Origin of the sequence: Seminibacterium arietis (assembly GCF_042675725.1) — a bacterium.
Classification (GTDB): Bacteria; Pseudomonadota; Gammaproteobacteria; order Enterobacterales; family Pasteurellaceae; genus Seminibacterium; species Seminibacterium arietis.
On sequence record NZ_JBHTJN010000028.1, the window covers coordinates 51,729 to 73,898 of the forward strand.

Genomic DNA, 22,170 nt, shown 5'->3' on the forward strand with positions numbered 1-22,170 from the left:
TTTAAAGTGCGGTTTGAGTTTGCTGAATATTGGAAATGTAGAATGGAAAAAATAGTAAAACTAGACGAAATTCCTCAACAGAAATTAAAAGACTTATTGAAATTTCCTTGTGCTTTTACTTTCAAAGTTGTTGGGAAAAATCGTGATGGATTGATAGATGATACTCTTTTGGTAATTCAAAAATACGCTAAAGGAGATTATAATCCACGCCAAAATATTAGTTCAAAAGGCACATATAATTCTGTTTCAGTGGATATTATTGCGGAAAATATTGAGCAGGTTGAAATCCTTTATGTGGAGTTGGCAAAAATTGATGGTGTGAAAATGGTGCTTTAAATGGATTTTGAAGTTATTGTTCGTCAATTAGGCGTTCGTGATTATCAAGAAATTTGGCATGCAATGCAAAATTTTACTGATAATCGTGACAAGGATACTGTGGATGAAATCTGGTTAGTGGAGCATCCTTCTATATTTACGCAGGGAGTGGCAGGTAAACCTGAACATTTATTGCAAAATACAAGTATCCCTGTACTGAAATCAGATCGTGGGGGACAGATTACTTATCATGGTCTTGGTCAGCAAATTATGTATGTGCTAATTGATGTAAAACGGTTTAAGTTACAACGAAAAGAACTCAGCGTTCGGCAGTTAGTGACAGCACTTGAACAGACCGTTGTCCAAACGTTGTCGGATTATGGTATCAGGAGCTGTTCAAAACCTGAAGCACCAGGTGTATATGTAGGGGATAAAAAAATTTGTTCGCTTGGTTTACGAATCCGTAAAGGTTGTTCTTTTCACGGTTTAGCATTAAATATTCAAATGGATCTTTCACCCTTCTCAATTATAAATCCCTGTGGCTATGCGGGACTTGAAATGTGTCAGTTAGCTGATTTTATTACGAAAGATCAAGCTAAATGTAGTTTAGTTTCAGCAAAATTAGTTACATACTTTACGCGAATATTAGGCTATAATAAAATAACAACTTATTAACAAGTGTTAAATAAAATAGTGTAAAAATAATGACAACTCCTTTTAAAATGGAACGCGGTGTAAAATATCGTGATGCCGCTAAGACTTCAATTATTCCTGTAAAAAATATAGATCCTAATCAGGAGTTATTAAAAAAACCGTCATGGATGAAAATTAAATTGCCTGCGAATTCGGCAAGAATTAATGATATAAAAAATGGAATGAGACGGCATGGATTGCACTCAGTATGTGAAGAAGCTTCTTGTCCTAATTTGCATGAGTGCTTTAATCACGGTACTGCAACTTTTATGATATTAGGGGCGATTTGTACTCGTCGTTGTCCATTCTGTGATGTGGCTCATGGTAAACCATTACCTCCAGATCCTGAAGAACCTAGAAAATTAGCAGAAACTATTCAAGATATGAACTTGCGTTATGTTGTGATTACTTCTGTTGACCGTGACGATTTACCTGATCGTGGTGCAGGTCATTTTGCTGATTGTGTAGCGGAGATTCGTAAATTAAATCCTAATATTAAAATTGAAATTTTAGTACCTGATTTTCGTGGGCGTATTGAGCAGGCTTTAGAAAAATTAAAATCTAATCCACCAGATGTATTCAATCATAACTTAGAAAATGTACCACGCTTATATCGTCAAATTCGACCTGGAGCTGATTATGAATGGTCGTTGAAATTATTACGTGAATTTAAAGTGATGTTTCCACATATTCCAACTAAGTCTGGTTTAATGGTAGGACTTGGTGAAACTAACGAAGAAATTTTAACTGTGATGCAGGACTTGCGTAATAACGGAGTAACTATGTTAACACTAGGACAATATTTACAACCGAGTCGACATCATTTGCCTGTTTCCCGTTATGTTCCCCCTGAAGAATTTGATCAGTTTCGTAATAAAGCTCAACAAATGGGATTTGAACATGCTGCCTGTGGACCGTTTGTTCGCTCTTCTTATCATGCTGATCTACAAGCTAGTGGCGGATTAGTTAAGTAATGACTTAATGTTTTCGTATAAAAACAACCGCACTTCTTAGTTAGTGCGGTTGTTTTTTGAAAAATTATTGGGATTAGCGATCATAACGGAATGTATTTTAATATTTTCTACTTTTTATGCTCTCGTAATAATGATAGTATCTCTTTCAATTTTTTTTCTAATGGAGCCTGTAAGTGTAGCATTTCCCCAGTTTTGGGATGTTCTAAATAGATTGAATGGGCATGCAAGAACAGTCTACTAAGCCCGAGTAAACTCATCTGTTGATCAAAATGTTTATCACCGTATTTGCTATCCATCGCAATAGGATGACCCGCATGCTGAGCATGCACACGGATTTGATGGGTTCTTCCTGTTACAGGAGAAGCTTTTACGAGGGTCGCATTTTGATATTTTTCATTAATAGCAAAGTGAGTCTCTGATGGTTTGCCATTTTCACTTACTTTTACGAACCGTTCACCGCCAGATAATTCATTTTTTAATAAAGGTGCTTTGACAACTTTACAATGAGGTTGCCATTGACCTCTTACTAAAGCTAAATAATTTTTTTGTATCGTTTTTTCACGTAATTGCTGATGTAGATGGCGTAAAGCTGAACGTTTTTTGGCTATCAATAGAATACCAGATGTATCACGATCCAAACGATGAACGAGTTCTAAAAAACGTGCTTCAGGACGCAACACTCGCAAAGCTTCAATCACTCCAAAATCTACTCCGCTACCACCATGTACTGCTATACCAGAGGGCTTGTTTAGTACTAGTAAATAATCGTCTTCAAAAATGATTTGCTGTTCCAATTGAGACACTTTATTCAGCTTTTTTGACAAAACTGGTTGATTTTTTTCAGTAATACGTACAGGAGGAATGCGAACTATGTCGTTATTTTGTAGTTTATATTCAGCCTTAATTCTCCCCTTGTTAACTCGAACCTCACCTTTACGAATAATACGATAAATTAAACTTTTAGGAACGCCTTTTAATTTGGTCAATAAAAAGTTATCAATTCTCTGTCCCACTTGTTCATCATTAATCGTAACTAATTGCACATTAGTAGAGATTGTTTTTTCATCGCATCTTTTAGTCATTTGGCTTCATCTTTTAATTACAGATATTTTTATATGTCAATCATAGCACAAAATTGATCAATTTACCTTGCCAAAGGCAAAGTATCATTAGATAATAAAGGGTATTTTTGAGTGGTTAATTTCTCAAAAATTTAATATGTGGAATTTAATGCGGCATATGGCATAAGACATTAATAATTCATAAAATTTTAACTGATAATACCACTAAGCTTGCAAATTCATATTTATCTGACTTTGTTTTACCAACTTCCTTTTTAGTATGGTTTGGAAAGGTAACACAGTTGCTCCATTTTATAACAGACAGCCGAGAGGCAGACTTTTTTCGACAGGCATGAGTTTAATTGTGAAGCTAAGTGCGGTAGTTTTTATCAAAATTATAATGAAAAGAAGAGAAATTTTTTAATGAAAAGAATGTTAATTAATGCGACTCAAAAAGAAGAGTTGCGAGTTGCTCTAGTAGATGGGCAACGTTTGTTTGATCTGGATATTGAAAGTCCAGGACATGAACAAAAGAAAGCAAATATTTACAAAGGACGAATTACTCGTGTTGAGCCAAGTCTTGAAGCAGCCTTTGTCGATTATGGTTCTGATCGACATGGATTTCTTCCTTTGAAAGAAATAGCACGTGAATATTTTCCCGAAGATTATGTTTTTCAAGGTCGCCCAAATATTCGAGATATCCTTACTGAAGGACAAGAAGTTATCGTTCAGGTCAACAAGGAAGAACGCGGTAATAAGGGTGCTGCACTAACAACTTTTGTTTCTCTTGCTGGTAGTTATCTAGTGATAATGCCAAATAATCCTCGAGCTGGTGGTATTTCCCGTCGTATTGAAGGTGAAGAACGTTTAGAATTAAAAGAAGCATTAAGCTCTTTAGATGTTCCAGATGGAGTGGGACTAATTGTTCGTACGGCTGGTGTGGGTAAATCACCAGAAGAATTGCAATGGGATTTAAAAGTCCTTTTACATCATTGGGAAGCCATAAAACAAGCATCTGAAAGTCGCCCCGCACCATTTTTAATTCATCAGGAAAGTGATGTTATTGTTCGAGCAATTCGTGATTATTTACGTCGAGATATTGGTGAGATTTTAATTGATAGCCCGAAAATTTATGAAAAAGCCAAAGCTCATATTAAATTGGTGCGTCCAGATTTTATTCATCGTGTAAAACTTTATCAAGGTGAAGTTCCGCTCTTCAGTCATTACCAAATTGAGTCCCAAATTGAATCGGCATTTCAGCGAGAAGTGCGGTTGCCATCAGGTGGATCTATTGTAATTGATGTCACAGAGGCCCTTACAGCAATTGATATAAATTCGGCTCGCTCAACTAGAGGCGGTGATATTGAAGAAACAGCACTGAACACTAATCTTGAAGCGGCAGATGAAATTGCTCGCCAACTGCGTTTACGTGACTTAGGGGGACTAATTGTCATTGATTTTATTGATATGACACCTATTAGACATCAACGAGAAGTAGAAAATCGGATGCGTGATGCAGTTCGTCAAGATCGTGCAAGGATTCAAATCAGTCGGATCTCTCGTTTTGGCTTGTTAGAAATGTCTCGTCAGCGATTAAGTCCATCTTTAGGCGAATCTAGCCATCATGTGTGTCCGCGTTGTCAAGGTACTGGCAAAATTCGTGATAATGAATCTCTTTCTCTTTCTATTTTGCGTTTACTGGAAGAAGAAGCAATAAAAGAAAATACTAAACAAGTACAGACTATCGTACCAGTACAGATCGCTTCTTATTTATTAAATGAAAAACGTAAAGCAATTCAAGGTATTGAGAAACGACATAATGTTGATATTGTTGTTGCACCGAATGAAACTATGCAGACACCACAATTTAGTGTACTGAGAGTTCGTGAGGGAGAAGATACTAATGAACTAAGTTATAATTTGGCTAAATTACACGATAGTGAAGAAAATAGTAGTATTTCAGAGGATTCACTGATTAATCGTAATCAAGAAACTAGTGAAATTCCAGAAAGTGCGGTGGAAAATGCCGCTGTTTCGTTGGCTATTAGTACACCAGCACCTATGCCAATAAGCAAAGTTGAAAAAAAATCACTGTTATCTCGTATCATCGTAAAAGTCAGGGAGTGGATTTTACCAAAAACTAAGGAAGAAGTGCCAACCAGTAGTAAAAAGAATAATCGTAATCGCCGTCATCAAGAACGACGTAATTCGAATCGACGTAATACTGATGTAGCAAATACGAATAATAAAGATACAAATGAAAATAATTTACGTAATGAACAACGTAATAAACGGCAAAGAAAAAATAATGCAGAAGTTGGAAAACATGATGTAGTGGCTCAGTCTTTTGAACAACCTGCAACACAGCCAGCTTCTCAGCAGCGTCGCCAACGACGTGATTTACGTAAGAAAGTCCGTGTTAATCAATCAGAGAATGTTACTTCCGTACCTAAAGAAGAAGTAGCAGAAAAATTATTGGCTGATCAAACTGTTGTTAATACAGTAGTTGATATTGAGGGAAATAAATCAATACTTGTTGATGTTAAACCTACAAAACTACTTGATAACTCAGAGAAAAACACTAAATCTCAGCCAGTTTTAGATGCTCAAAAACAACCAGAACCTGAACAAGTAAACGAAAGTAATTCAGTAAAAAATGAAATAGTAGAGGATAACTCGGTAGTTGAAATGTCACCGCAAAAACTTCGTGAAAATCGCCCTCGTCGTTTGCCACGTCATTTGCGTGTGAATAATCAGCGTCGTCGTCAAGAAGTGTCTTCGATGCCATTGTTTGCTGCTGTAGCTTCTCCTGAACTTGCCAGCGGTAAAGTTTGGATTAGTCGTACTAAAGTAACAAATACTACGAAATCTAATACTTTTTTATCTGTTGATGAATTGTTGCAACAACAAACTGCAAAAATAGAGCAATCTCCTATAGTTGTTCCTGCAAGCGAGCTTATTGTTGAGAGTACAAATGAGACTAAGTTATTAACTGATTTTGTGACTCAGCCAGCTAATTCATCAGTTGAGAAAAAATTACAGAAATCTTTAGAACGTCTTAATACAAATCAAAGTTTATCGTTTAATGAATCTGAAAAAACAGAAATTCTTACAGAAAATACTCCGTGGGTAGAGCCTTTGTCGAGGTCTGTTGATAACATTAAAATTATGTCCGATACAGAGCGTGATTATGTTTTTGATGGACGCTTAGGGACAATTTCTGCAGTAATTCATACTACTTCAGAGATGACTTTAGCAAAAGCAATTGATGGAGCTGGACTTTATCCTATTACTGAATGGAAGGAATCTCGTTATTATTTCTATGGAAAAGGATCTGGCGGTCATCATAATGCAATTAGTCATGTTTATTCGGAAGCTACTAAAATAACTATTGATTAAATAATGCTAATAAATCTGATGGAATGGTCTATTTCATCAGGTTTATTGTGCTAATTTCTTAAATTGATTTAAAAGAAAGCAATCGTTATAAAATCACTTTTTCTTACTTGACTTCAATAATTAAAATCCGTATCATTCACCAAGTCTAAATCACGGAGGAATGGTCGAGTGGTTGAAGGCACCGGTCTTGAAAACCGGCGAGGGTTTACGCCCTCCGTGAGTTCGAATCTCACTTCCTCCGCCAGTTTCTATTAGAAACCGTGGATTATCTTTATAGGTAACCTACGGTTTTTTGCTTTCTGAGCATTAAAAATTTGATTAATCCAAGTATAATTTAATGCTATATCACGTTAATATAATTTCATTGTGATTCTTTAGGCTAATATTTTCTAGAAAATATTGTATTTTGAAATTAATTAAATCCTACCATTGCAACATAAATTAAAATTAAATAAAAAATGACCGCACTTATGATGAGTAATATTTTAGCGGATTTTTTCTGGTGCTGGTGACGTTTATATAGCAACCGAGCAATAATTGCTAAAGCAAGTGGGTATCCCCATAGAAAAATTGACATAAGGCTTACTTGAGTTTCAGTTAAATTAGGATTCTTTAGTAAGTTTGGTGAAATTAGTAGGGCTAATGGCCAAAGTAAAATTGGAGTGCAAAATCCAGCTAATGCCCAAGTGAAAGCACTAAACCCTTGTGGTATATTTTGTTTTTTCATTTTTATCCTTATCTTTTTTTGAGTAGAATGAAGCGTTGTTTTTAGATGGAAAATATAACAAATGAAGAGATTATTTGGTAGTGAAATCCCTATTTTACTAGTAAAGTTCCGTGATTTAGTTCGAGCGAAATACAAAGTTGAACTCACTTTACAGGATTATATTGATGAAATGGGATTTCCATTAACAGGCATTTTTATTGAAGAAGATCATCCTTTGCTTGAAGATATTAAGCGAGAATTGGAAATTTTTATGAAAGATCCTTTTAATGAACGTTATAACGATGTTTCTTGGAGTAACGGTAATATAGAACCAACTTTTTCGAATGAAATTTGGTCAAAACTGCCTGTATTTCGGATAAGTAAAGAAATGGGCAAAAGAAAATTTACTGTTTTTATAACCGCACTTTGTACATTGATTTTCACATTACAATTATTTGGATTTGATCAAGAAATTTTTAGTTTATTGCATTATCCAACAGAAAATGAATCACAACAATATTGGCGTTATATTAGTCATGCGTTAGTGCATCTTTCAGTTTGGCACTTTTTATTTAATTTGATTTGGTGGTGGATCTTTGGCAGTGCAATTGAAAAATATTGTGGTTCATTAAAATTGATTTTTTTGTTTTTTTGTACCGCACTTGTGACAGGATTTAGTCAGAATGTTGTTTCAGGACCTGCATTTTTTGGGCTATCAGGCGTAGTGTATGGTGTATTAGGATATGTTTTCGTTAGAGATAAATTTTCTGTACAAAAAGTTTTTGATTTACCACAAGGCTTCTTTACTATGCTTTGGGTAGGAATTGTTGTTGGTTTTATTGCTCCCGTGATTGATATTTATATGGGAAATACTGCTCATATAGTCGGCGTGCTGATTGGGTGTTTATTCGCTATTTTTGAGTTAAAATTAAATAGTAGAAGATGATTTTTTAATTGAAATGAGCTAAAGTAACTCTGTTTAGCAATAAAATTTAGTTTAGGAAAATTTTATGAAACAATCTTTGCGTCATAAAAAAATTACAGAGTTAGTTAAACAAAAAGGCTACTTGAGTACAGAGGAATTAGTTACTTTGTTGAAAGTGAGTCCTCAAACCATTCGTCGTGATTTGAATGAGTTAGCGGAGAATAATCTAATTACTCGTCACCATGGTGGTGCAGCTTCGCCTTCTTCCTCTGAGAACAGTGATTATCGAGAACGCCGTCATTTTTTTTCGTCTGAAAAACAGTTGATTGGTAAAGAAGTGGCGAAGATTATTCCTAATGGTTCTTCATTGTTTATTGATATTGGTTCAACCCCAGAAGCAGTGGCTACAGAATTGTTAGAGCATCAAAACTTAAGGATTGTCACTAATAATTTAAATGCAGCTTATATTTTAATGCAGAATAATACTTTTGATATAACTATGGCTGGCGGTTCATTAAGACAAGATGGGGGAATTATTGGCGAAGCTACAATTGCATTTATTGGTCAGTTTCGCTTAGATTTCGGTATTTTAGGAATAAGTAGCATTGATCTTGATGGCTCTCTATTAGATTATGATTACCATGAAGTACAAGTGAAGCGTGCGATTATAGAGAGTTCGAGAAATACTATTTTAGTCACAGATCATTCTAAATTTTCTCGTCGGGCAATGGTTCATTTGGGATCATTGAGTGAAGTAGAATACTTATTCACTGATAGCATTCCTCCTGAACAAATTAGTAATCTTATTCATTCTAGTAATGTGAAATTACATATTTGTCGTTAGTTTATTATTTAAACTAAAAAGTTGTGTCATTTAAATGGCACAACTTTCAAAGATCAATGTGAATTCTGATTACTTTATTTGAGAGCCATTGCTAACAACGTCACAGGGTGCAAACAGGTTTTACTAGTCGACATATCAATTTGCCATTTACAGGTTTCACATTCGGAAATTACGAAGTCAAAATTTCCCTGTTCGATATGATTAAATAGTGTTTTTCCAATAGCTTGTGATGTTTCATAATTCTCAGATTTAAATCCGTAAGTACCTGCAATACCACAACATTGTGAAGGCAAAATAGTCACTTCTAAATTTGGGATATGTTTTAACAATGATAGCGTATAAAGACTCCATCCTGCTTTTTCTACATGACAAGCAGTATGATAAGCAATCCGTAATGGCATAGATTTAAACTGTGGGATTTTCCCTTGTTTGAATTGTTGATATAAATATTTAGTAATAATACTGATGTGCGGTCGGATTTTCACATTATCCATGCCTAAAATGTGATGATATTCATCACGCAGATTCATTGTGCAACTCGATGAAGTGCCTACAATATCTAATTCTCGTTCTACAATGATCTTTTCAATTTGTTGAATATTAAACATAGCCTGTTTTTTAGCTCGTTTTGGAAAGCCATTAACCATTAATGGTAAACCACAACATCTTTCTTTCTCCAGTAACACAACACCAATATCTATGGCATTCAGTACTTTAATTAAATCTTGTCCTAGTGATGGATTATTATAGTTCACATAACAGCCATGATAGTATGCGACTTTATCACGAAAATAAATTTGTTTTTCTAATGCGTGTTTTTTATACCATTGACGGAAAGACCCGAAGCTGTATTTTGGTAAACTACGATGCTGACTGATATTTAGTGTTTTTTCTAATAGAAAACGAGAGACTTTTAGTCGAGTGATTGCATTTACAACTGGGGCAAAAGGAGTGTTCATTTTGCCCATAATATCTGTATTACTTAAAATTGCATCACGCAATTTGTGGTTCAGAGACTTATGCTGTTGGTCAAGGTGTTTGTTTCTTGCTCGTACAATAATGTCTCCAATTTTCACATCAGATGGGCAGGCTACTTCACAACGTTTGCAGTTAATGCAGTATTTTAAAGCTTCATCGTACAATTTTGCACTTTTTAACCGCAGACGTTCCCCATCTGGACCTGCTTGTTTAGGGCCTGGGTAAAGCGGATTTTGTCGCGACACAGGACAAACAGAAGTACAAGCTGTACATTTGATACAACTCTCAAAACTGCTATCTTGAAATTCTGTTTCTATTGAAGTGCCTACATTTTGTTTTGCATTTTCAATAAGTTGCTGAATATTCATAGCTCCTCCTTATTGATTCAGAATATTGTCTGCTACACAAAGTGCAGTAACTATAGAAACACCTGAACCACAGCCCAATTCAAGTGCGTTATAACCACCGATTACGTTACCTGCCGCATATAAATTTTGCAAAATTTGACCGCTCTTTTGTACTTGACAAAAGTTGTTGATGGCAATACCAGCAGATTGATAAGGTTGTGGAGAGGCGAATTTACTAGTTGTCCAAGTTAACCGATCATACGATTTAAAATTTTCATTATTACCTGTAATATCAGCATCAAAAAGAGGTTCAAAAATACGTTCAAAAGAAGATGCTAATCCATTGCTAAAAAAGCTTCCTGAGGACAATACAAAATTATCCGCTTGGATACCATGCTCTTGATGTAATTGAGTAAAAATTTGTTTAACTTGATTATTTTCAATAACGGCTTTAATCGCTTTGTCACCATTCAACATCAAACCACCTAAAGATTGAAAATAGCGTAGTAGCTGTTTATGTTGACGGATGCCTAGTAATGAAGGCGGTAAAGTTGGTAACTCGTATAAATTTAACCCCGTATCTTGTTTTAATTGATTGACAAATTTTTGATCATCTAATCCGAAGCAAGCGGGTAAGAAAATACAATCAGCCCCTTTTGCAACCTGCTTGATTTCATTAATAAGTTCTCTGCGTTCTAATCTATGTTCTAACAATTGAGAAATATTAATGCTACGAAATTCTCTAGAATTTTCACGCAATTGATCTAGTTTAGGAATTGATAGCAATGCTGTTGTTACTTCGCAATGTGTAAATTGATGATTTTGTTTTAGATTTTCTGCTAATAAGTGCGGTTGAAAATCATGATAACTTTCAATTCCTAACACTGCGATGTGCTTGTGAGGAAATTTCTCTTCAGTTAATCCTAAAGTCGGCACGCTATTTGCTGATAACCATGTGTGTTGCAATCCACCCAAAGGTGTTACTCGTAGGTGATTTTGTGCGAGACTTCCTATTAACCCTAAATCCATTTCCAATGCTAGTTGCTCAAATTGAGCTGCTTTGCTTAAAACTTTTTCTTTTCCAAGTAAACAATAAGGATGTTGTGGTAATTGCTCAGCTAATTCATCATAGGAATTTATAAAACTATCTACGGTTTCACCATTTGGTAACTTGCCTAATAAATCCATAGAGCCTGATGAAAAATTAATTGCTGATTGTCCATTATTAATTACTGCACATCGTTTACCTCGTTGTTGTAGGGCAATACCACAGGTTAGCCCAGCTAGTCCACCACCAATAATCACTACATCAAAATTCATTGCTATCTGTTCCTTTTTGTACTTGTTCAGTTAATGGTTGAACAGTGTTTAACCCTAATAAACTGTAATAAATCCAGCTTGAAAATTCTGCTTCTCGGACTGCATCGCCCCATGCAATAGGCTCAATTCCACGCCACCTTTCTTCCATAAAAGAAGATAATTGTATTATAGATTGACGAGGTGTAGCGACTTTGAAACGAGACATTAATCCTGCTGCCCTACAGGCACAAAGTTCAGCTTGACAAGTCCCCATACCCACACGAGTCCGACGACGTAAGTCAACTAAATTATTTACTTTTAATTCATTAACAGCATATCGAACTTCACCAACAGTTACAGCTTCACACTCGCAAACTAAAGAACTATCTAAACGTTCTTTTTTCAACAAACGAGCAGCTCGCTGACCATGGCGATAAATCGCAGAAATTTGAATTGGTTTAGGTAACGAAATAATAGCATCCTTCGCTTTTTTATCCATTTCTATATCTGAACCAGGTAGTGCCTGTTCAGCAGTAATGCATTTAGCTTCTTTATTGAGTTTTTTGCAAACTAAATCAGTAGCCCATTCAGCCATTAAACGATATGTCATCAATTTTCCGCCTGTAATAGTAATAAAACCATCAAGGCCATCTCGTTCAGCGTGATCTAATAAAACAATACCTCGACTAACATTTCGCCCTGAAGGATCATCATTGCTAGCCACTAATGGACGTACCCCAGCGTAAGCTCTCAATACACGAGTATGGCGTAAGCTTGGTGCAAGTTTTTCCCCTTCACGAAATAGAATATCGACTTCTTCGGGAGTTACGATCATATTATCTATTTGGTCATAGGGGATTCGATCAGAAGTTGTACCAATAACGCAAATAGTATCTCCTGGAACTAAAATATCGGCATCAGCAGGTTTACGGCAGCGGTTAATGACTAAATTATTGATACGATGTCCCATCACTAGTAATGCTCCTTTAGCAGGAAACATTTTAATTTTTAAACCAGCATATTCTGCGATTCCTTGTCCCCAAATTCCACCCGCATTAATTACTATAGGTGCAAAAAAAGAGCGGTAGATTTTATTCTTAATATCGTAGACTTTTGTGCCAATTATGCGACCACCCTCTTGAATTAATTCTTTGACTTCACAATAAGTAAAGATTTTTGCACCATGCTCACGAGCATCAATCATATTTGCGGCAGTTAGGCGAAAAGGATCTATTGAGCCATCAGGCACAACAACAGCCCCCACTAAGTCTGGATTTACTGAGGGTTCAATATATTTAGCTAGATCGGGTTCAATTGCCACAGCCTCAATTCCTGCGGCTTGACAAGAATCAATAAAAGTTTTTTGATAATTCAGATCATCTTCTGGAAGAGTAATAAAAAGACCTTTAGTGTCTTCTACGCAGTGGCGTGCAATGCGTTTTAAGATCATATTTTCTTGGATGCATTCTTCCGCAGACTCTTTGTCATTGACAGCGTATCTCGCACCACTATGTAATAAACCGTGATTTCGACCAGTTGCCCCTGTAGCAATATCACGGCGTTCTATTAAGATACAATTAATACCACGTAATGCACAGTCTCGAGCAATACCAGCACCCGTTGCACCTCCACCGATGATTATGACATCAGTATTAACTGGCGGAAAATCTTCATAGCGATATAAAGCTGAAACAGACATAGTATTTTCCCCACTCTATAAAACGAAAAGATGTTATAAACGAAATATATTAGTCATATGATACGTCAAATGCTCGTTTTAGAAAATAAAATGAGCGATTTATTGTTAATTTATGTGATATAGATCACTATTTTATTTTCATTAGAGTAATAAAAAGAAAAAATCTGTGATATTCATCACAATATGAATTATTTATACTTTTTATATTCAAAATAATCGTTATTATATTTTTACTCTTTCTTAAAAGAGCATTTGTTGTATTTATAAGATAAAAATAGCGAATTTGTTGTACTACTTAACTAAATTATTGGAGAACAAATTATGTTTGGTCCTTTTAAACCAGCTCCCTTTATTGCGGAGCTGCCAAAAGAAAAAATTGATCCGACCTATAAACGTTTGCGTTGGCAAGTTTTTATGGGAATCTTTTTTGGTTATGCTGCTTATTACTTTGTGCGTGCAAACTTTGACTTAGCACAAAAAGGGTTAATTGAGGCGGGTTTATATAATAAAGCAGAATTAGGAATTATCGGTACTGGTGCTGGTTTGGCATATGGCTTATCTAAGTTTGTGATGGCAGGAATGTCAGATCGCTCAAACCCGAGAGTTTTCTTACCTTTCGGTTTGTTATTGTCTGGTTTATGCATGACAATGATGGGATTGATGCCGTGGGCAACTTCTGGTATTGCTGTGATGTTTGTTATGATCTTCTTGAACGGCTGGTTTCAAGGTATGGGCTGGCCTCCTTGTGGGCGTACAATGGTTCATTGGTGGTCTAAATCTGAACGTGGAACAATAGTTTCTATTTGGAACTGTGCTCACAATATAGGTGGTATGGTACCAGGATTAATGGTGTTGTTAGCAAGTGCAATTTATTTTAGTGAATATGGTGTACATGCGACTGCAAAAGATGTATGGCAACAAGCACTTTATTTTCCTGGTATTGCAGCAATGATTTGTGCTATTCCTGTTTATTTTGTGATGAAAGATACACCACAATCTTGTGGATTACCAGCAATTGAGAAATGGCGAAATGACTATCCAGATGATTACAACGAAAAAACTTATGAAAATAATTTAAGTACTAAAGAAATTTTTGTTACTTATGTCCTAAAAAATAGATTGTTATGGTATATCGCTATTGCTAACGTGTTTGTTTATTTAATCCGTTATGGTGTTTTAAAATGGTCTCCAGTATATTTGGGAGAGGTGAAGCATTTTAACATTAAAGGTACTGCTTGGGCTTATACTATTTATGAATTAGCAGCTGTGCCTGGTACATTATTATGTGGATGGGTTTCTGATAAAGTATTCAAAGGTAAACGAGGGCTGACTGGTTTTATTTTTATGATTTTAACTACTTTAGCAGTAATCGCATTATGGATGAATCCAGCAACACCAGAACATGAATTAGCACAATATGCAGGAAAAGCATGGTATCAAAACCCATATCAATTAACTGACTTTATTTTAATGACTACCGTTGGGTTCCTGATTTACGGTCCAGTTATGTTAATTGGTTTACATGCACTTGAGCTTGCACCGAAAAAAGCAGCAGGTACATCAGCAGGTTTTACGGGCTTATTTGGTTACTTAGGTGGTACAGTATCAGCATCAGCGGTTGTTGGTTGGGCAGCTGAGTACTATGGTTGGGATGGTGGCTTCTATGTCATGATCGCAGGTGGTGTGTTAGCAGTGTTGCTCATGTTTATCACGATGATTGAAGAAGGTAAGCATAAAGCAAGACTAAACGACCATTACGGTAAATAACAGTAAAAAGGAAAGATAGGAAACTATCTTTCCTTTTTCTTGATTAGAGGTTGAAATTTACAGAAATTTGACCGCACTTCTACTATCAATTTTATTTCTATTTAAGGAGAATATCATGAAATTAGCTATTCCTTTTTGTGCAGTAGCCTTGGTGGTGGCAACACTTTCTGGCTGTTCTACACAGGCTGAATCAAATAATGTTAATTTACAGGATAAAATCATTATTGCTCATCGAGGAGCAAGTGGTTACTTACCTGAACATACATTAGAAAGTAAAGCACTTGCTTTTGGTCAAAAAGCAGATTATTTGGAACAAGATCTAGCAATGACTAAAGATAATCATTTAATCGTAATTCACGATCATTTTTTAGATGGATTAACAGATGTAGCGAAAAAATTCCCAAATCGTCATAGAAAAGATGGACGTTATTATGTAGTTGACTTTACTCTAAAAGAGATTCAATCATTAGAAATGACTGAAAATTTTAGTGTAGAAAATGGTAAACAAGTTCAAGTTTATCCTAACCGTTTCCCTCTTTGGAAATCTCACTTCCGTATTCATACCTTTGAAGATGAATTAGAATTTATTCAAGGTCTAGAGAAATCTACAGGTAAGAAGATTGGAATATATCCTGAAATCAAGGCTCCTTGGTTACATCATCAAGAAGGAAAAGATATAGCTCTTGCCACTTTGAAAGTATTGAAAAAATACGGTTATACACAAAAAGATGATTTAGTTTATTTACAGACTTTCGATTTTAACGAATTAAAACGCATTAAAGAAAAATTACTACCACAGATGGGCATGGACTTGAAATTAGTACAGCTCGTTGCCTATTCAGATTGGGGGGAAACGCAAGAAAAAGATGCACAAGGGAAGTGGGTTAATTATGACTATGATTGGATGTTTAAACAAGGTGCCGTAGAAGAAATTGCAAAATATGCAGATGGTGTTGGACCAGGTTGGTACATGATGATAGATAAAGAAAAATCTAAGCCAAATGCAGTAGTCTATACAACATTAGCTAAAGAGTTAGCTAAACACAAATTAGAAGTTCATCCTTATACTGTGCGTAAAGATGCTTTACCAGACTTTTTTAGTAATGTAGATCAGATGTATGAAGCTTTATTTAAGGGCGGTGCTACAGGTGTGTTTACAGACTTCCCTGATACTGGAGTCAATTACTTAAAAATTAAAGCAAATAAATAATCATTATTGTAATATTATTACTTAACAAATACCTTATATCTTCGTCTTTTAGAGCGGAGATATAAGGTTAAATAGTAAAACTAAATATTATTTTATTGACTCATTTTAAGTTTCTTTTCAAAAGTCTTTTTATTTAGATTATTCGTTATTTTTTAAGTAGTCTAAAACTATTTTATGATGATTAGTTGTTTTAAATTTATCAAAGACTTTTTCGATTGCTCCATTTTCATCGATCAAAAAGCTGATACGATGGATACCGTTAAAGACACGCCCCATAAATTTCTTTTCGCCCCAAACACCGAATTTTTCAGCTACTTTGTGATCCTCATCGGATAATAAGGTGAAACTAAGGTTTTTCTTGATTGCAAAATTAGCTAATTTTTGTGGATTATCAGGGCTGATTCCAATAATAACTACACCTGATTTTTCTAATTCTGTTTTGCTTTCTTGCAAATTACAAGCTTGCATTGTGCATCCTGGCGTAAGAGCTTTAGGGTAAAAATAAATTAATACTTTTTTACCTTTGAAATCACTGAGTGATACTTGTTTATTTTGTTGATCTAATAATGAAAAGTGCGGTGCTTTTTGACCTGATTTTAATGTATCCAATTAAAACTCCTTAGAAATTTTATTTATTTCGTGAAAATTAAAAAAATTACTTGCAAATTGATCCTATTTTAGCGATCTTAAACGGAATGAATCAAGCAGACCCAACATAAATAAAAAAATAGCTAGGAGGTTTTTATGGCTGCAAAAAGTCCTTTGTTTTACGGTAGTATTACGGCAATGGTTACTCCAATCAATAGACACGGTGATGTAGATTTAGATGCTATGCAGAAGTTAATTGAGCATCATATTGAAGCAGGTACACATGCGATTGTTTCTGTGGGAACTACTGGAGAATCTGCAACTTTAAGCATCGAAGAAAATGTAAAAACGATATTAAAAGCTGTTGAGTTTGCTGCTGGACGCATTCCTGTTATTGCGGGTGCGGGGGCGAATGCAACATCAGAAGCTATAACGATGACTAAGTTACTAAATGGCAGTGGAGTAGCAGGATGTTTATCTGTTGTTCCTTACTATAATAAGCCTACTCAAGAAGGGTTGTATCAGCATTTTAAAGCTATAGCACAATGTACAGATTTACCGCAAATTTTATATAATGTACCAGGTCGTACCGTTACAGATATGTTGCCTGAAACGGTTGCTCGTTTAGCAAAAATTAAAAATATTGTTGCGATCAAAGAAGCATCTGGTGATGTAAGTAGAGTACAAAAAATTAAACAACTTGCAGGGGATGATTTTATCGTATTAAGTGGGGACGATGCTACAGGCTTAGATAGTATGAGAGCTGGTGGTGAAGGAGTCATTTCTGTTACTAATAATATTGCAGCAGCCGACATGGCGAAAATGTGTAATCTTGCATTAGCTGGTAAATTTGATGAGGCGGAAGTTATCAATCAACGCCTAATGGCACTACACAAAGGACTTTTTATTGAATCTAACCCAATTCCAGTAAAATGGGCATGTCACAGATTAGGGTTAATTCCAGAACTTAATTTACGTTTACCGTTAACTGTATTGAGCAAAGAAGCTCAACCTAAAGTAGAACAAGCTTTAAAAATAGCAGGGTTATTATAATATACCTATAACGATTAGGATTGATAATAAAGATCGATCCTAAACGTTAAGTTTTTGATTGTTTTATTTAGCTTGTGTGTTGAAATATTAAGGTGTATTTATGAAAAAATGGTTAACTATTAATATATTATTAGTAGTATTAATGGGTTGTTCTAGTGATTATCAAAATAAAAAACCAAATGATGGTTTCAGTGATAGCAATTCTAATTTACCTACATTTTCTACATTAGAAACAGGGGGACTTAATCTACCTGTCTCTAATCAAACATACCGTATACCTCAGATAAAACAAGATCACAAATATCAAATAGATATTCGTCCACCAGTGGAACCTATCCCTATTATTGATAAATCTATTGCTCAATTTGATGGTGAGAGAGCATTAATTGCTTATCCACTTTCTTTGCGTGATGTATATAATTTGAAACAAATTGAACGATTGCTGACTGAGCAACGTATTGATTTTACTGCAGAAAAAGGGAAAATCATAACTAATTGGTCTAAAATAGAGCGTAGTGATAGTATAGAAGATATCCAAATCCGATACCAAATTGAACAAGTAGAAACTAAGCAGGCGAGTGCTTTATTTATTTCTATTTTTCAAATAAAACGAGGAGATATTATTTCTAAAGCTGATTTGTCAGAAAAACAACGATATACTTCAGAATTATTAAACCACCTTATAGGTGAATTAAATTCTACTTATCTTAAGCAACAGCAGGATTTAAGTGGGTTGTAGTCTCTAACTGAATAGACCTCAACTTAAAAATAAAGACCACTTAGTTAAAATGAAAAGTTTGTTATAATCAAACTTGACATTTAGGTAGTCCAAGTGGTCGATAAAATTTTTTCTTAATCAACAAGATTGAAATATAGATGTTTTCGTCAAGCACATACAAAAATACAACTCAAATAGTAAAAACCTGCAACTAATTTAAACAAATCAAAATAGCCGCACAGTAAAAAGTGCGGTCATTAAATTTTAAATATGACTACGCAACGAATAAATTCATCTCTATTCCCTAACTTTGTAAAGACTTTTTTGTAAAACAGATATAGAAAAGGCTGTAAAAATACGGAATACAGCCATTAGAAATATGTTGAGATAGCCAACGCATTGAAATATAAAGAAATAAAATTAATATTTTCTTTATTCTAAGTTAAGTTCCAACGGTTCTTGAGAAAGGATAATTCCAGTTAAGTCAGCATAAACATAATCTTCTGGGAAAAAAGTGACACCCCCAAAATTGACTGGTATATCTGTTTCGCCTGTTTGATTATTATCTGCAGCAACGGGAATAGGAGCAAGAGCATGAATACCAATATCAATATTCTCTAATTCTTGTAACTGACGAATAGCACCATATACAATAATACCTTCCCATCCATTATCTGCTGCTAAACGAGCTAGTTCAGCATCAATTAAAGCACGGCGGACAGCTCCACCCCCATCGATTAATAATACGCGACCTTCACCATTTTCCTCTAAAATATCGGCAATTAATCCGTTATTCTCAAAACATTTTATTGTCGTGACTTTTCCATAAAAGGAACTTAATCCGCCAAAACTTGAAAAAATAGGCTCAACAACATCAACTTGATCAAGATAAATGTCACAGAGTTCTGAAGTATCGATGTACATAGGGCTACCTTCTTTTTGAGTTGAAAATTTTCTTCTAGTATATGCCTTATTTGCTAACAAGCAAGCCTAAGCTAAATAGTAAATTTGTTAAAAGTGCTAGTAATGACATTTGAGCTAGCATAGGGCGTAGCAATAAAGGATCCTTGTTACGATAAACAAATAGAGCATGTTTGGCTAGTAGAGGATAGGATACAATAAAAATAAAGCCAATCCAATTATCAAAATGGATGATACTGAAAGATAGATAACAAAGGGCCGCAATTAGTAATAATGCACAGTGATAAAGACGTGCTTTATATTCACCCAAGCGAACAACTAAAGTATTTTTCCCTGCTTTTTTATCTTGTGAAAGATCGCGTAAATTATTAACATTCAACACGGCTGCTGCTAGCAATCCAGTTGCAAGTGCGGGTAAAAAAATTGAATTACACCATTGATGGACTTGTAAATAGTAAGTACCACAAACTCCCAATAAGCCAAAAAAAATTAATACGGAAACATCGCCTAACCCCAAGTATCCGTAAGGTTTTTTTCCTACGGTATAAGTAATTGCTGCAACAATAGCAATAATTCCTAAAAAAGTGAATACTAGTAAATCAGTTAAGCTTTCATAGGCTGTGGCAAGCAGTAAACATCCTGATAGAATACTAGTTAATACAAGTAAAATTAAGCTTTTTTTAAGCTGTTGTACACTAATTCCCCCTTGTTGGATACCTCGTAGCGGACCAATTCTTTCAGCGGTATCAGCTCCTTTCTGATAGTCGCCATAATCATTAGCAAAATTTGATAAAATTTGTAGTGATAAAGTTGTCATTAAGCAGAAGAAAGCTACTATCCAATTAAAATGACCAGCCCAATAAGCTAAAGCTGAGCCTGTGATAATTGAGGCAGTAGCAAGAGGAAGAGTTTTAGGTCTCGCTGTTTCTAACCACATTTTAAATGCTTTTTTTTTCATATTTTCGACTTTTTAATAAAAAATTTATTTTTCTACCGCACTTTTGCGTACAATAGCCCCATATTCTACAAGTTTATTTGTAATATTTTAACTATTTTAAGGAAAATATGTTGGATTTGTCTTTGGAAATACAGCCTATTGGTGTTATTCGTAGCCCTTATAAAGAAAAATTTTCTGTGCCTCGTCAACCAAATTTAGTAGAAGATGGTACTGGTATATTAGAATTATTGCCTCCTTATAATCAAGCTGAAACCGTACGAGGATTATCAGAATTCTCTCATTTATGGTTGATTTTTCAGTTTGATAAAATTCCTCAAGGAAAATGGCATCCTACAGTTCGTCCTCCTCGTTTAGGAGGAAATAAAAGGGTGGGCGTATTTGCTTCTCGTTCAACGTATCGTCCAAATCCCTTAGGGTTGTCTAAAGTGCGGTTAAATAATATTGAAATTGGATATGATAAAGTGTGGTTGCATTTAGGTTCGTTGGATTTGGTAGATGGGACACCTGTGTTTGATATAAAACCTTATATTGCTTATTCAGATAACGAGCCTGAGGCTCAATGTAGTTTTGCTCAATTTAAACCTCAACCATTACTAAAAGTAGAATTAACACCAATTGCAAAAATGCAACTAAAAGAAATTGAAAAAAAACAACCGCACTTTTTACGTTTTGTTGTGGATGTCATTAGCCAAGACCCTAGACCAGCGTATCAACAGGGTAAAATTGATCTACGTATTTACGGAACTACATTATATGATTTTAATATTCGCTGGAAAATAAAGCAAAATACAATTGATGTCGCTGAAGTTTTATCGATCCAAATGCTTAAGGGCTAAAATTGAGATAGCATCATAAATTAATTTTTGGGTAATGATAGTAGCCTAATTGTTGGGATATTCGCTGGCTTGAGTGTTGTAATAATTTAACTAAGTGAGGTAAATTCTCTTCTTTGAAACGGATTGTTGGTAACGAAATAGATATGCCAGCAATAATTTGTCCAAACCGATCATAGATTGGTGTGGCAATACATCTTAATCCCGCCTCTTGTTCCTCATTATCTTCAGCATAGTGCTGTTGTCTTACTTTTTCGATTTCACATTCTAGCAGATCGATATTTTCTAAAGTTTTATCAGTATGTCTAACAAAAGTGACGTTTTCTAGCATTGTTCTAATTTCATCATTATTGTAAGAAGATAATAGTACTTTACCGATAGCGGTACTGTATAGTGGATTTCGGCGACCAATTCTAGAGTACATTCTCAAAGCATAACTAGAATCTATTTTATGCAAATAAATAATTTCATTATCTTCTAATGTACCCAAATGCACAGCTTCTCCTGTTTGTTCAGCAATAAACAACATTTCTTTATTCGCTATAGAAATTAAATCCAAATATTCTAATGGCTTAGCTCCAATTTCAAAGAGCTTTAACGTTAAACCGTATTTATCTGTTTCGCCTTCTTGAAATACAAAACCTAATGTTTTCATCGTTTGTAGAAATCGGTAAGTTGTGCTTTTTGACATCATAATGCGTTGAGAAAGCTCAGTGATACCAATACTTTTTTGTTCTGAGAGCATTTCAAGAATACTAAAAACTTTTAAAACTGAAGATACTATTTCGGGTTGAGTTTCTTTTTCCATAATTTTCACCGCACTTTTGTATAAAAATTGGTATATAAGAAAATAATAACATAAAAATATAAAGATTAGAGAAA

Annotated in this window: 20 protein-coding genes and 1 tRNA gene; 12 read left to right on the forward strand and 9 right to left on the reverse strand. The window is 34.8% G+C overall.

Annotated elements, in window-relative coordinates; all coding sequences use genetic code 11:
- Positions 1-42: 42 nt before the first annotated feature.
- Genes ybeD through lipA form a run of 3 tightly spaced genes read left to right on the forward strand, consistent with a single transcriptional unit; the run spans position 43 to position 1,982 of the window.
- Positions 43-336 (forward strand): DUF493 family protein YbeD, encoded by a 294-nt coding sequence (ybeD, locus tag ACFQ02_RS09150; protein ID WP_380822110.1) that lies wholly within the window; start codon positions 43-45, stop codon positions 334-336.
- The gene (gene lipB, locus ACFQ02_RS09155) at positions 337-990 is read left to right on the forward strand and encodes a lipoyl(octanoyl) transferase LipB (RefSeq protein ID WP_380822113.1); all 654 of its coding nucleotides are present in this window, start codon (positions 337-339) and stop codon (positions 988-990) included. It abuts the gene before it with no gap.
- A 29-nt stretch (positions 991-1,019) separates the two neighbouring features.
- Positions 1,020-1,982, forward strand: coding sequence for a lipoyl synthase (gene lipA / locus ACFQ02_RS09160; protein ID WP_380822116.1), 963 nt, complete (start codon positions 1,020-1,022; stop codon positions 1,980-1,982).
- 107 nt (positions 1,983-2,089) lie between these two features.
- Here the strand turns inward: lipA and rluC are convergent, their stop codons facing one another.
- Positions 2,090-3,064 carry a 23S rRNA pseudouridine(955/2504/2580) synthase RluC gene (rluC, locus tag ACFQ02_RS09165; protein WP_380822118.1) on the reverse strand — a complete coding sequence of 325 codons (975 nt, stop codon included), beginning with the start codon at positions 3,062-3,064 and terminating at the stop codon, positions 2,090-2,092.
- Positions 3,065-3,466: 402 nt separating this feature from the next.
- On the opposite strand from rluC, the gene rne reads away from it, so the two are divergent.
- Together rne and ACFQ02_RS09175 are read left to right on the forward strand one after the other, a co-directional pair.
- Positions 3,467-6,442, forward strand: coding sequence for a ribonuclease E (gene rne / locus ACFQ02_RS09170; protein WP_380822120.1), 2,976 nt, complete (start codon positions 3,467-3,469; stop codon positions 6,440-6,442).
- A 154-nt stretch (positions 6,443-6,596) separates the two neighbouring features.
- Positions 6,597-6,686: transfer RNA gene (locus tag ACFQ02_RS09175), tRNA-Ser, on the forward strand.
- 168 nt (positions 6,687-6,854) lie between these two features.
- Here ACFQ02_RS09175 and ACFQ02_RS09180 read toward each other — a convergent pair.
- On the reverse strand, positions 6,855-7,169 hold the full coding sequence (locus ACFQ02_RS09180; RefSeq protein WP_380822123.1) for a DUF5389 domain-containing protein: 315 nt from the start codon (positions 7,167-7,169) through the stop codon (positions 6,855-6,857).
- Between the two features lie 61 nt (positions 7,170-7,230).
- On the opposite strand from ACFQ02_RS09180, the gene ACFQ02_RS09185 reads away from it, so the two are divergent.
- Positions 7,231-8,094, forward strand: a complete 864-nt coding sequence (locus ACFQ02_RS09185; protein ID WP_380822126.1) for a rhomboid family intramembrane serine protease — start codon at positions 7,231-7,233, stop codon at positions 8,092-8,094.
- A gap of 64 nt (positions 8,095-8,158) precedes the next feature.
- The gene (locus tag ACFQ02_RS09190; RefSeq protein ID WP_380822129.1) at positions 8,159-8,917 is read left to right on the forward strand and encodes a DeoR/GlpR family transcriptional regulator; all 759 of its coding nucleotides are present in this window, start codon (positions 8,159-8,161) and stop codon (positions 8,915-8,917) included.
- Between the two features lie 74 nt (positions 8,918-8,991).
- Here ACFQ02_RS09190 and glpC read toward each other — a convergent pair whose 3' ends face one another.
- The 3 genes from glpC to glpA are packed head-to-tail and all read right to left on the reverse strand — an operon-like array spanning position 8,992 to position 13,240.
- The gene (gene glpC / locus ACFQ02_RS09195) at positions 8,992-10,263 is read right to left on the reverse strand and encodes an anaerobic glycerol-3-phosphate dehydrogenase subunit GlpC (RefSeq protein WP_380822132.1); all 1,272 of its coding nucleotides are present in this window, start codon (positions 10,261-10,263) and stop codon (positions 8,992-8,994) included.
- 9 nt (positions 10,264-10,272) lie between these two features.
- Positions 10,273-11,562, reverse strand: coding sequence for a glycerol-3-phosphate dehydrogenase subunit GlpB (gene glpB, locus ACFQ02_RS09200; protein ID WP_380822135.1), 1,290 nt, complete (start codon positions 11,560-11,562; stop codon positions 10,273-10,275).
- On the reverse strand, positions 11,552-13,240 hold the full coding sequence (gene glpA, locus ACFQ02_RS09205) for an anaerobic glycerol-3-phosphate dehydrogenase subunit A (RefSeq protein WP_380822138.1): 1,689 nt from the start codon (positions 13,238-13,240) through the stop codon (positions 11,552-11,554). Before glpA ends, glpB begins: the two co-directional genes overlap by 11 nt.
- Before the next feature lie 321 nt (positions 13,241-13,561).
- Here glpA and glpT point away from each other — a divergent pair, with 321 nt between their 5' ends.
- Together glpT and glpQ are read left to right on the forward strand one after the other, a co-directional pair.
- A complete protein-coding gene (gene glpT, locus ACFQ02_RS09210) occupies positions 13,562-15,007 on the forward strand; it encodes a glycerol-3-phosphate transporter (RefSeq protein WP_380822141.1) in 1,446 nt (481 codons plus the stop codon).
- Between the two features lie 115 nt (positions 15,008-15,122).
- Positions 15,123-16,217: a glycerophosphodiester phosphodiesterase gene (glpQ, locus tag ACFQ02_RS09215; RefSeq protein WP_380822144.1), complete on the forward strand. Its 1,095-nt coding sequence runs from the start codon at positions 15,123-15,125 to the stop codon at positions 16,215-16,217.
- A gap of 138 nt (positions 16,218-16,355) precedes the next feature.
- Here the strand turns inward: glpQ and bcp are convergent, their stop codons facing one another.
- Positions 16,356-16,826: a thioredoxin-dependent thiol peroxidase gene (gene bcp, locus ACFQ02_RS09220; RefSeq protein ID WP_380822147.1), complete on the reverse strand. Its 471-nt coding sequence runs from the start codon at positions 16,824-16,826 to the stop codon at positions 16,356-16,358.
- Positions 16,827-16,961: 135 nt separating this feature from the next.
- On the opposite strand from bcp, the gene dapA reads away from it, so the two are divergent.
- Positions 16,962-17,858, forward strand: a complete 897-nt coding sequence (gene dapA, locus ACFQ02_RS09225) for a 4-hydroxy-tetrahydrodipicolinate synthase (protein WP_380822150.1) — start codon at positions 16,962-16,964, stop codon at positions 17,856-17,858.
- A 100-nt stretch (positions 17,859-17,958) separates the two neighbouring features.
- Entirely contained in the window at positions 17,959-18,597 is a 639-nt protein-coding gene (gene bamC / locus ACFQ02_RS09230; RefSeq protein ID WP_380822153.1) for an outer membrane protein assembly factor BamC, read from the forward strand.
- 411 nt (positions 18,598-19,008) lie between these two features.
- On the opposite strand, the gene rraA is transcribed toward bamC, so the two are convergent.
- Both rraA and ACFQ02_RS09240 read right to left on the reverse strand, forming a co-directional pair.
- A complete protein-coding gene (rraA, locus tag ACFQ02_RS09235) occupies positions 19,009-19,500 on the reverse strand; it encodes a ribonuclease E activity regulator RraA (RefSeq protein WP_380822156.1) in 492 nt (163 codons plus the stop codon).
- 46 nt (positions 19,501-19,546) lie between these two features.
- A complete protein-coding gene (locus ACFQ02_RS09240; RefSeq protein ID WP_380822159.1) occupies positions 19,547-20,455 on the reverse strand; it encodes a 1,4-dihydroxy-2-naphthoate polyprenyltransferase in 909 nt (302 codons plus the stop codon).
- A 107-nt stretch (positions 20,456-20,562) separates the two neighbouring features.
- On the opposite strand from ACFQ02_RS09240, the gene tsaA reads away from it, so the two are divergent.
- A complete protein-coding gene (gene tsaA, locus ACFQ02_RS09245; RefSeq protein ID WP_380822162.1) occupies positions 20,563-21,291 on the forward strand; it encodes a tRNA (N6-threonylcarbamoyladenosine(37)-N6)-methyltransferase TrmO in 729 nt (242 codons plus the stop codon).
- A 13-nt stretch (positions 21,292-21,304) separates the two neighbouring features.
- On the opposite strand, the gene kdgR is transcribed toward tsaA, so the two are convergent.
- Positions 21,305-22,096 carry a DNA-binding transcriptional regulator KdgR gene (gene kdgR, locus ACFQ02_RS09250; RefSeq protein ID WP_380822165.1) on the reverse strand — a complete coding sequence of 264 codons (792 nt, stop codon included), beginning with the start codon at positions 22,094-22,096 and terminating at the stop codon, positions 21,305-21,307.
- Positions 22,097-22,170 lie beyond the last annotated feature (74 nt).

Bases quoted from the DNA above. Each gene is read 5' to 3' on its own strand.
- glpC (WP_380822132.1), bottom strand. From the start codon at position 10,263: ATGAATATTCAGCAACTTATTGAAAATGCAAAACAAAATGTAGGCACT.
- lipB (WP_380822113.1), top strand. From the start codon at position 337: ATGGATTTTGAAGTTATTGTTCGTCAATTAGGCGTTCGTGATTATCAA.
- kdgR (WP_380822165.1), bottom strand. From the start codon at position 22,096: ATGGAAAAAGAAACTCAACCCGAAATAGTATCTTCAGTTTTAAAAGTT.
- rluC (WP_380822118.1), bottom strand. From the start codon at position 3,064: ATGACTAAAAGATGCGATGAAAAAACAATCTCTACTAATGTGCAATTA.
- glpA (WP_380822138.1), bottom strand. From the start codon at position 13,240: ATGTCTGTTTCAGCTTTATATCGCTATGAAGATTTTCCGCCAGTTAAT.
- ACFQ02_RS09185 (WP_380822126.1), top strand. From the start codon at position 7,231: ATGAAGAGATTATTTGGTAGTGAAATCCCTATTTTACTAGTAAAGTTC.
- dapA (WP_380822150.1), top strand. From the start codon at position 16,962: ATGGCTGCAAAAAGTCCTTTGTTTTACGGTAGTATTACGGCAATGGTT.
- glpB (WP_380822135.1), bottom strand. From the start codon at position 11,562: ATGAATTTTGATGTAGTGATTATTGGTGGTGGACTAGCTGGGCTAACC.
- lipA (WP_380822116.1), top strand. From the start codon at position 1,020: ATGACAACTCCTTTTAAAATGGAACGCGGTGTAAAATATCGTGATGCC.
- ACFQ02_RS09180 (WP_380822123.1), bottom strand. From the start codon at position 7,169: ATGAAAAAACAAAATATACCACAAGGGTTTAGTGCTTTCACTTGGGCA.
- bamC (WP_380822153.1), top strand. From the start codon at position 17,959: ATGAAAAAATGGTTAACTATTAATATATTATTAGTAGTATTAATGGGT.
- tsaA (WP_380822162.1), top strand. From the start codon at position 20,563: ATGTTGGATTTGTCTTTGGAAATACAGCCTATTGGTGTTATTCGTAGC.
- glpQ (WP_380822144.1), top strand. From the start codon at position 15,123: ATGAAATTAGCTATTCCTTTTTGTGCAGTAGCCTTGGTGGTGGCAACA.
- ybeD (WP_380822110.1), top strand. From the start codon at position 43: ATGGAAAAAATAGTAAAACTAGACGAAATTCCTCAACAGAAATTAAAA.
- glpT (WP_380822141.1), top strand. From the start codon at position 13,562: ATGTTTGGTCCTTTTAAACCAGCTCCCTTTATTGCGGAGCTGCCAAAA.
- ACFQ02_RS09240 (WP_380822159.1), bottom strand. From the start codon at position 20,455: ATGAAAAAAAAAGCATTTAAAATGTGGTTAGAAACAGCGAGACCTAAA.
- rraA (WP_380822156.1), bottom strand. From the start codon at position 19,500: ATGTACATCGATACTTCAGAACTCTGTGACATTTATCTTGATCAAGTT.
- ACFQ02_RS09190 (WP_380822129.1), top strand. From the start codon at position 8,159: ATGAAACAATCTTTGCGTCATAAAAAAATTACAGAGTTAGTTAAACAA.
- rne (WP_380822120.1), top strand. From the start codon at position 3,467: ATGAAAAGAATGTTAATTAATGCGACTCAAAAAGAAGAGTTGCGAGTT.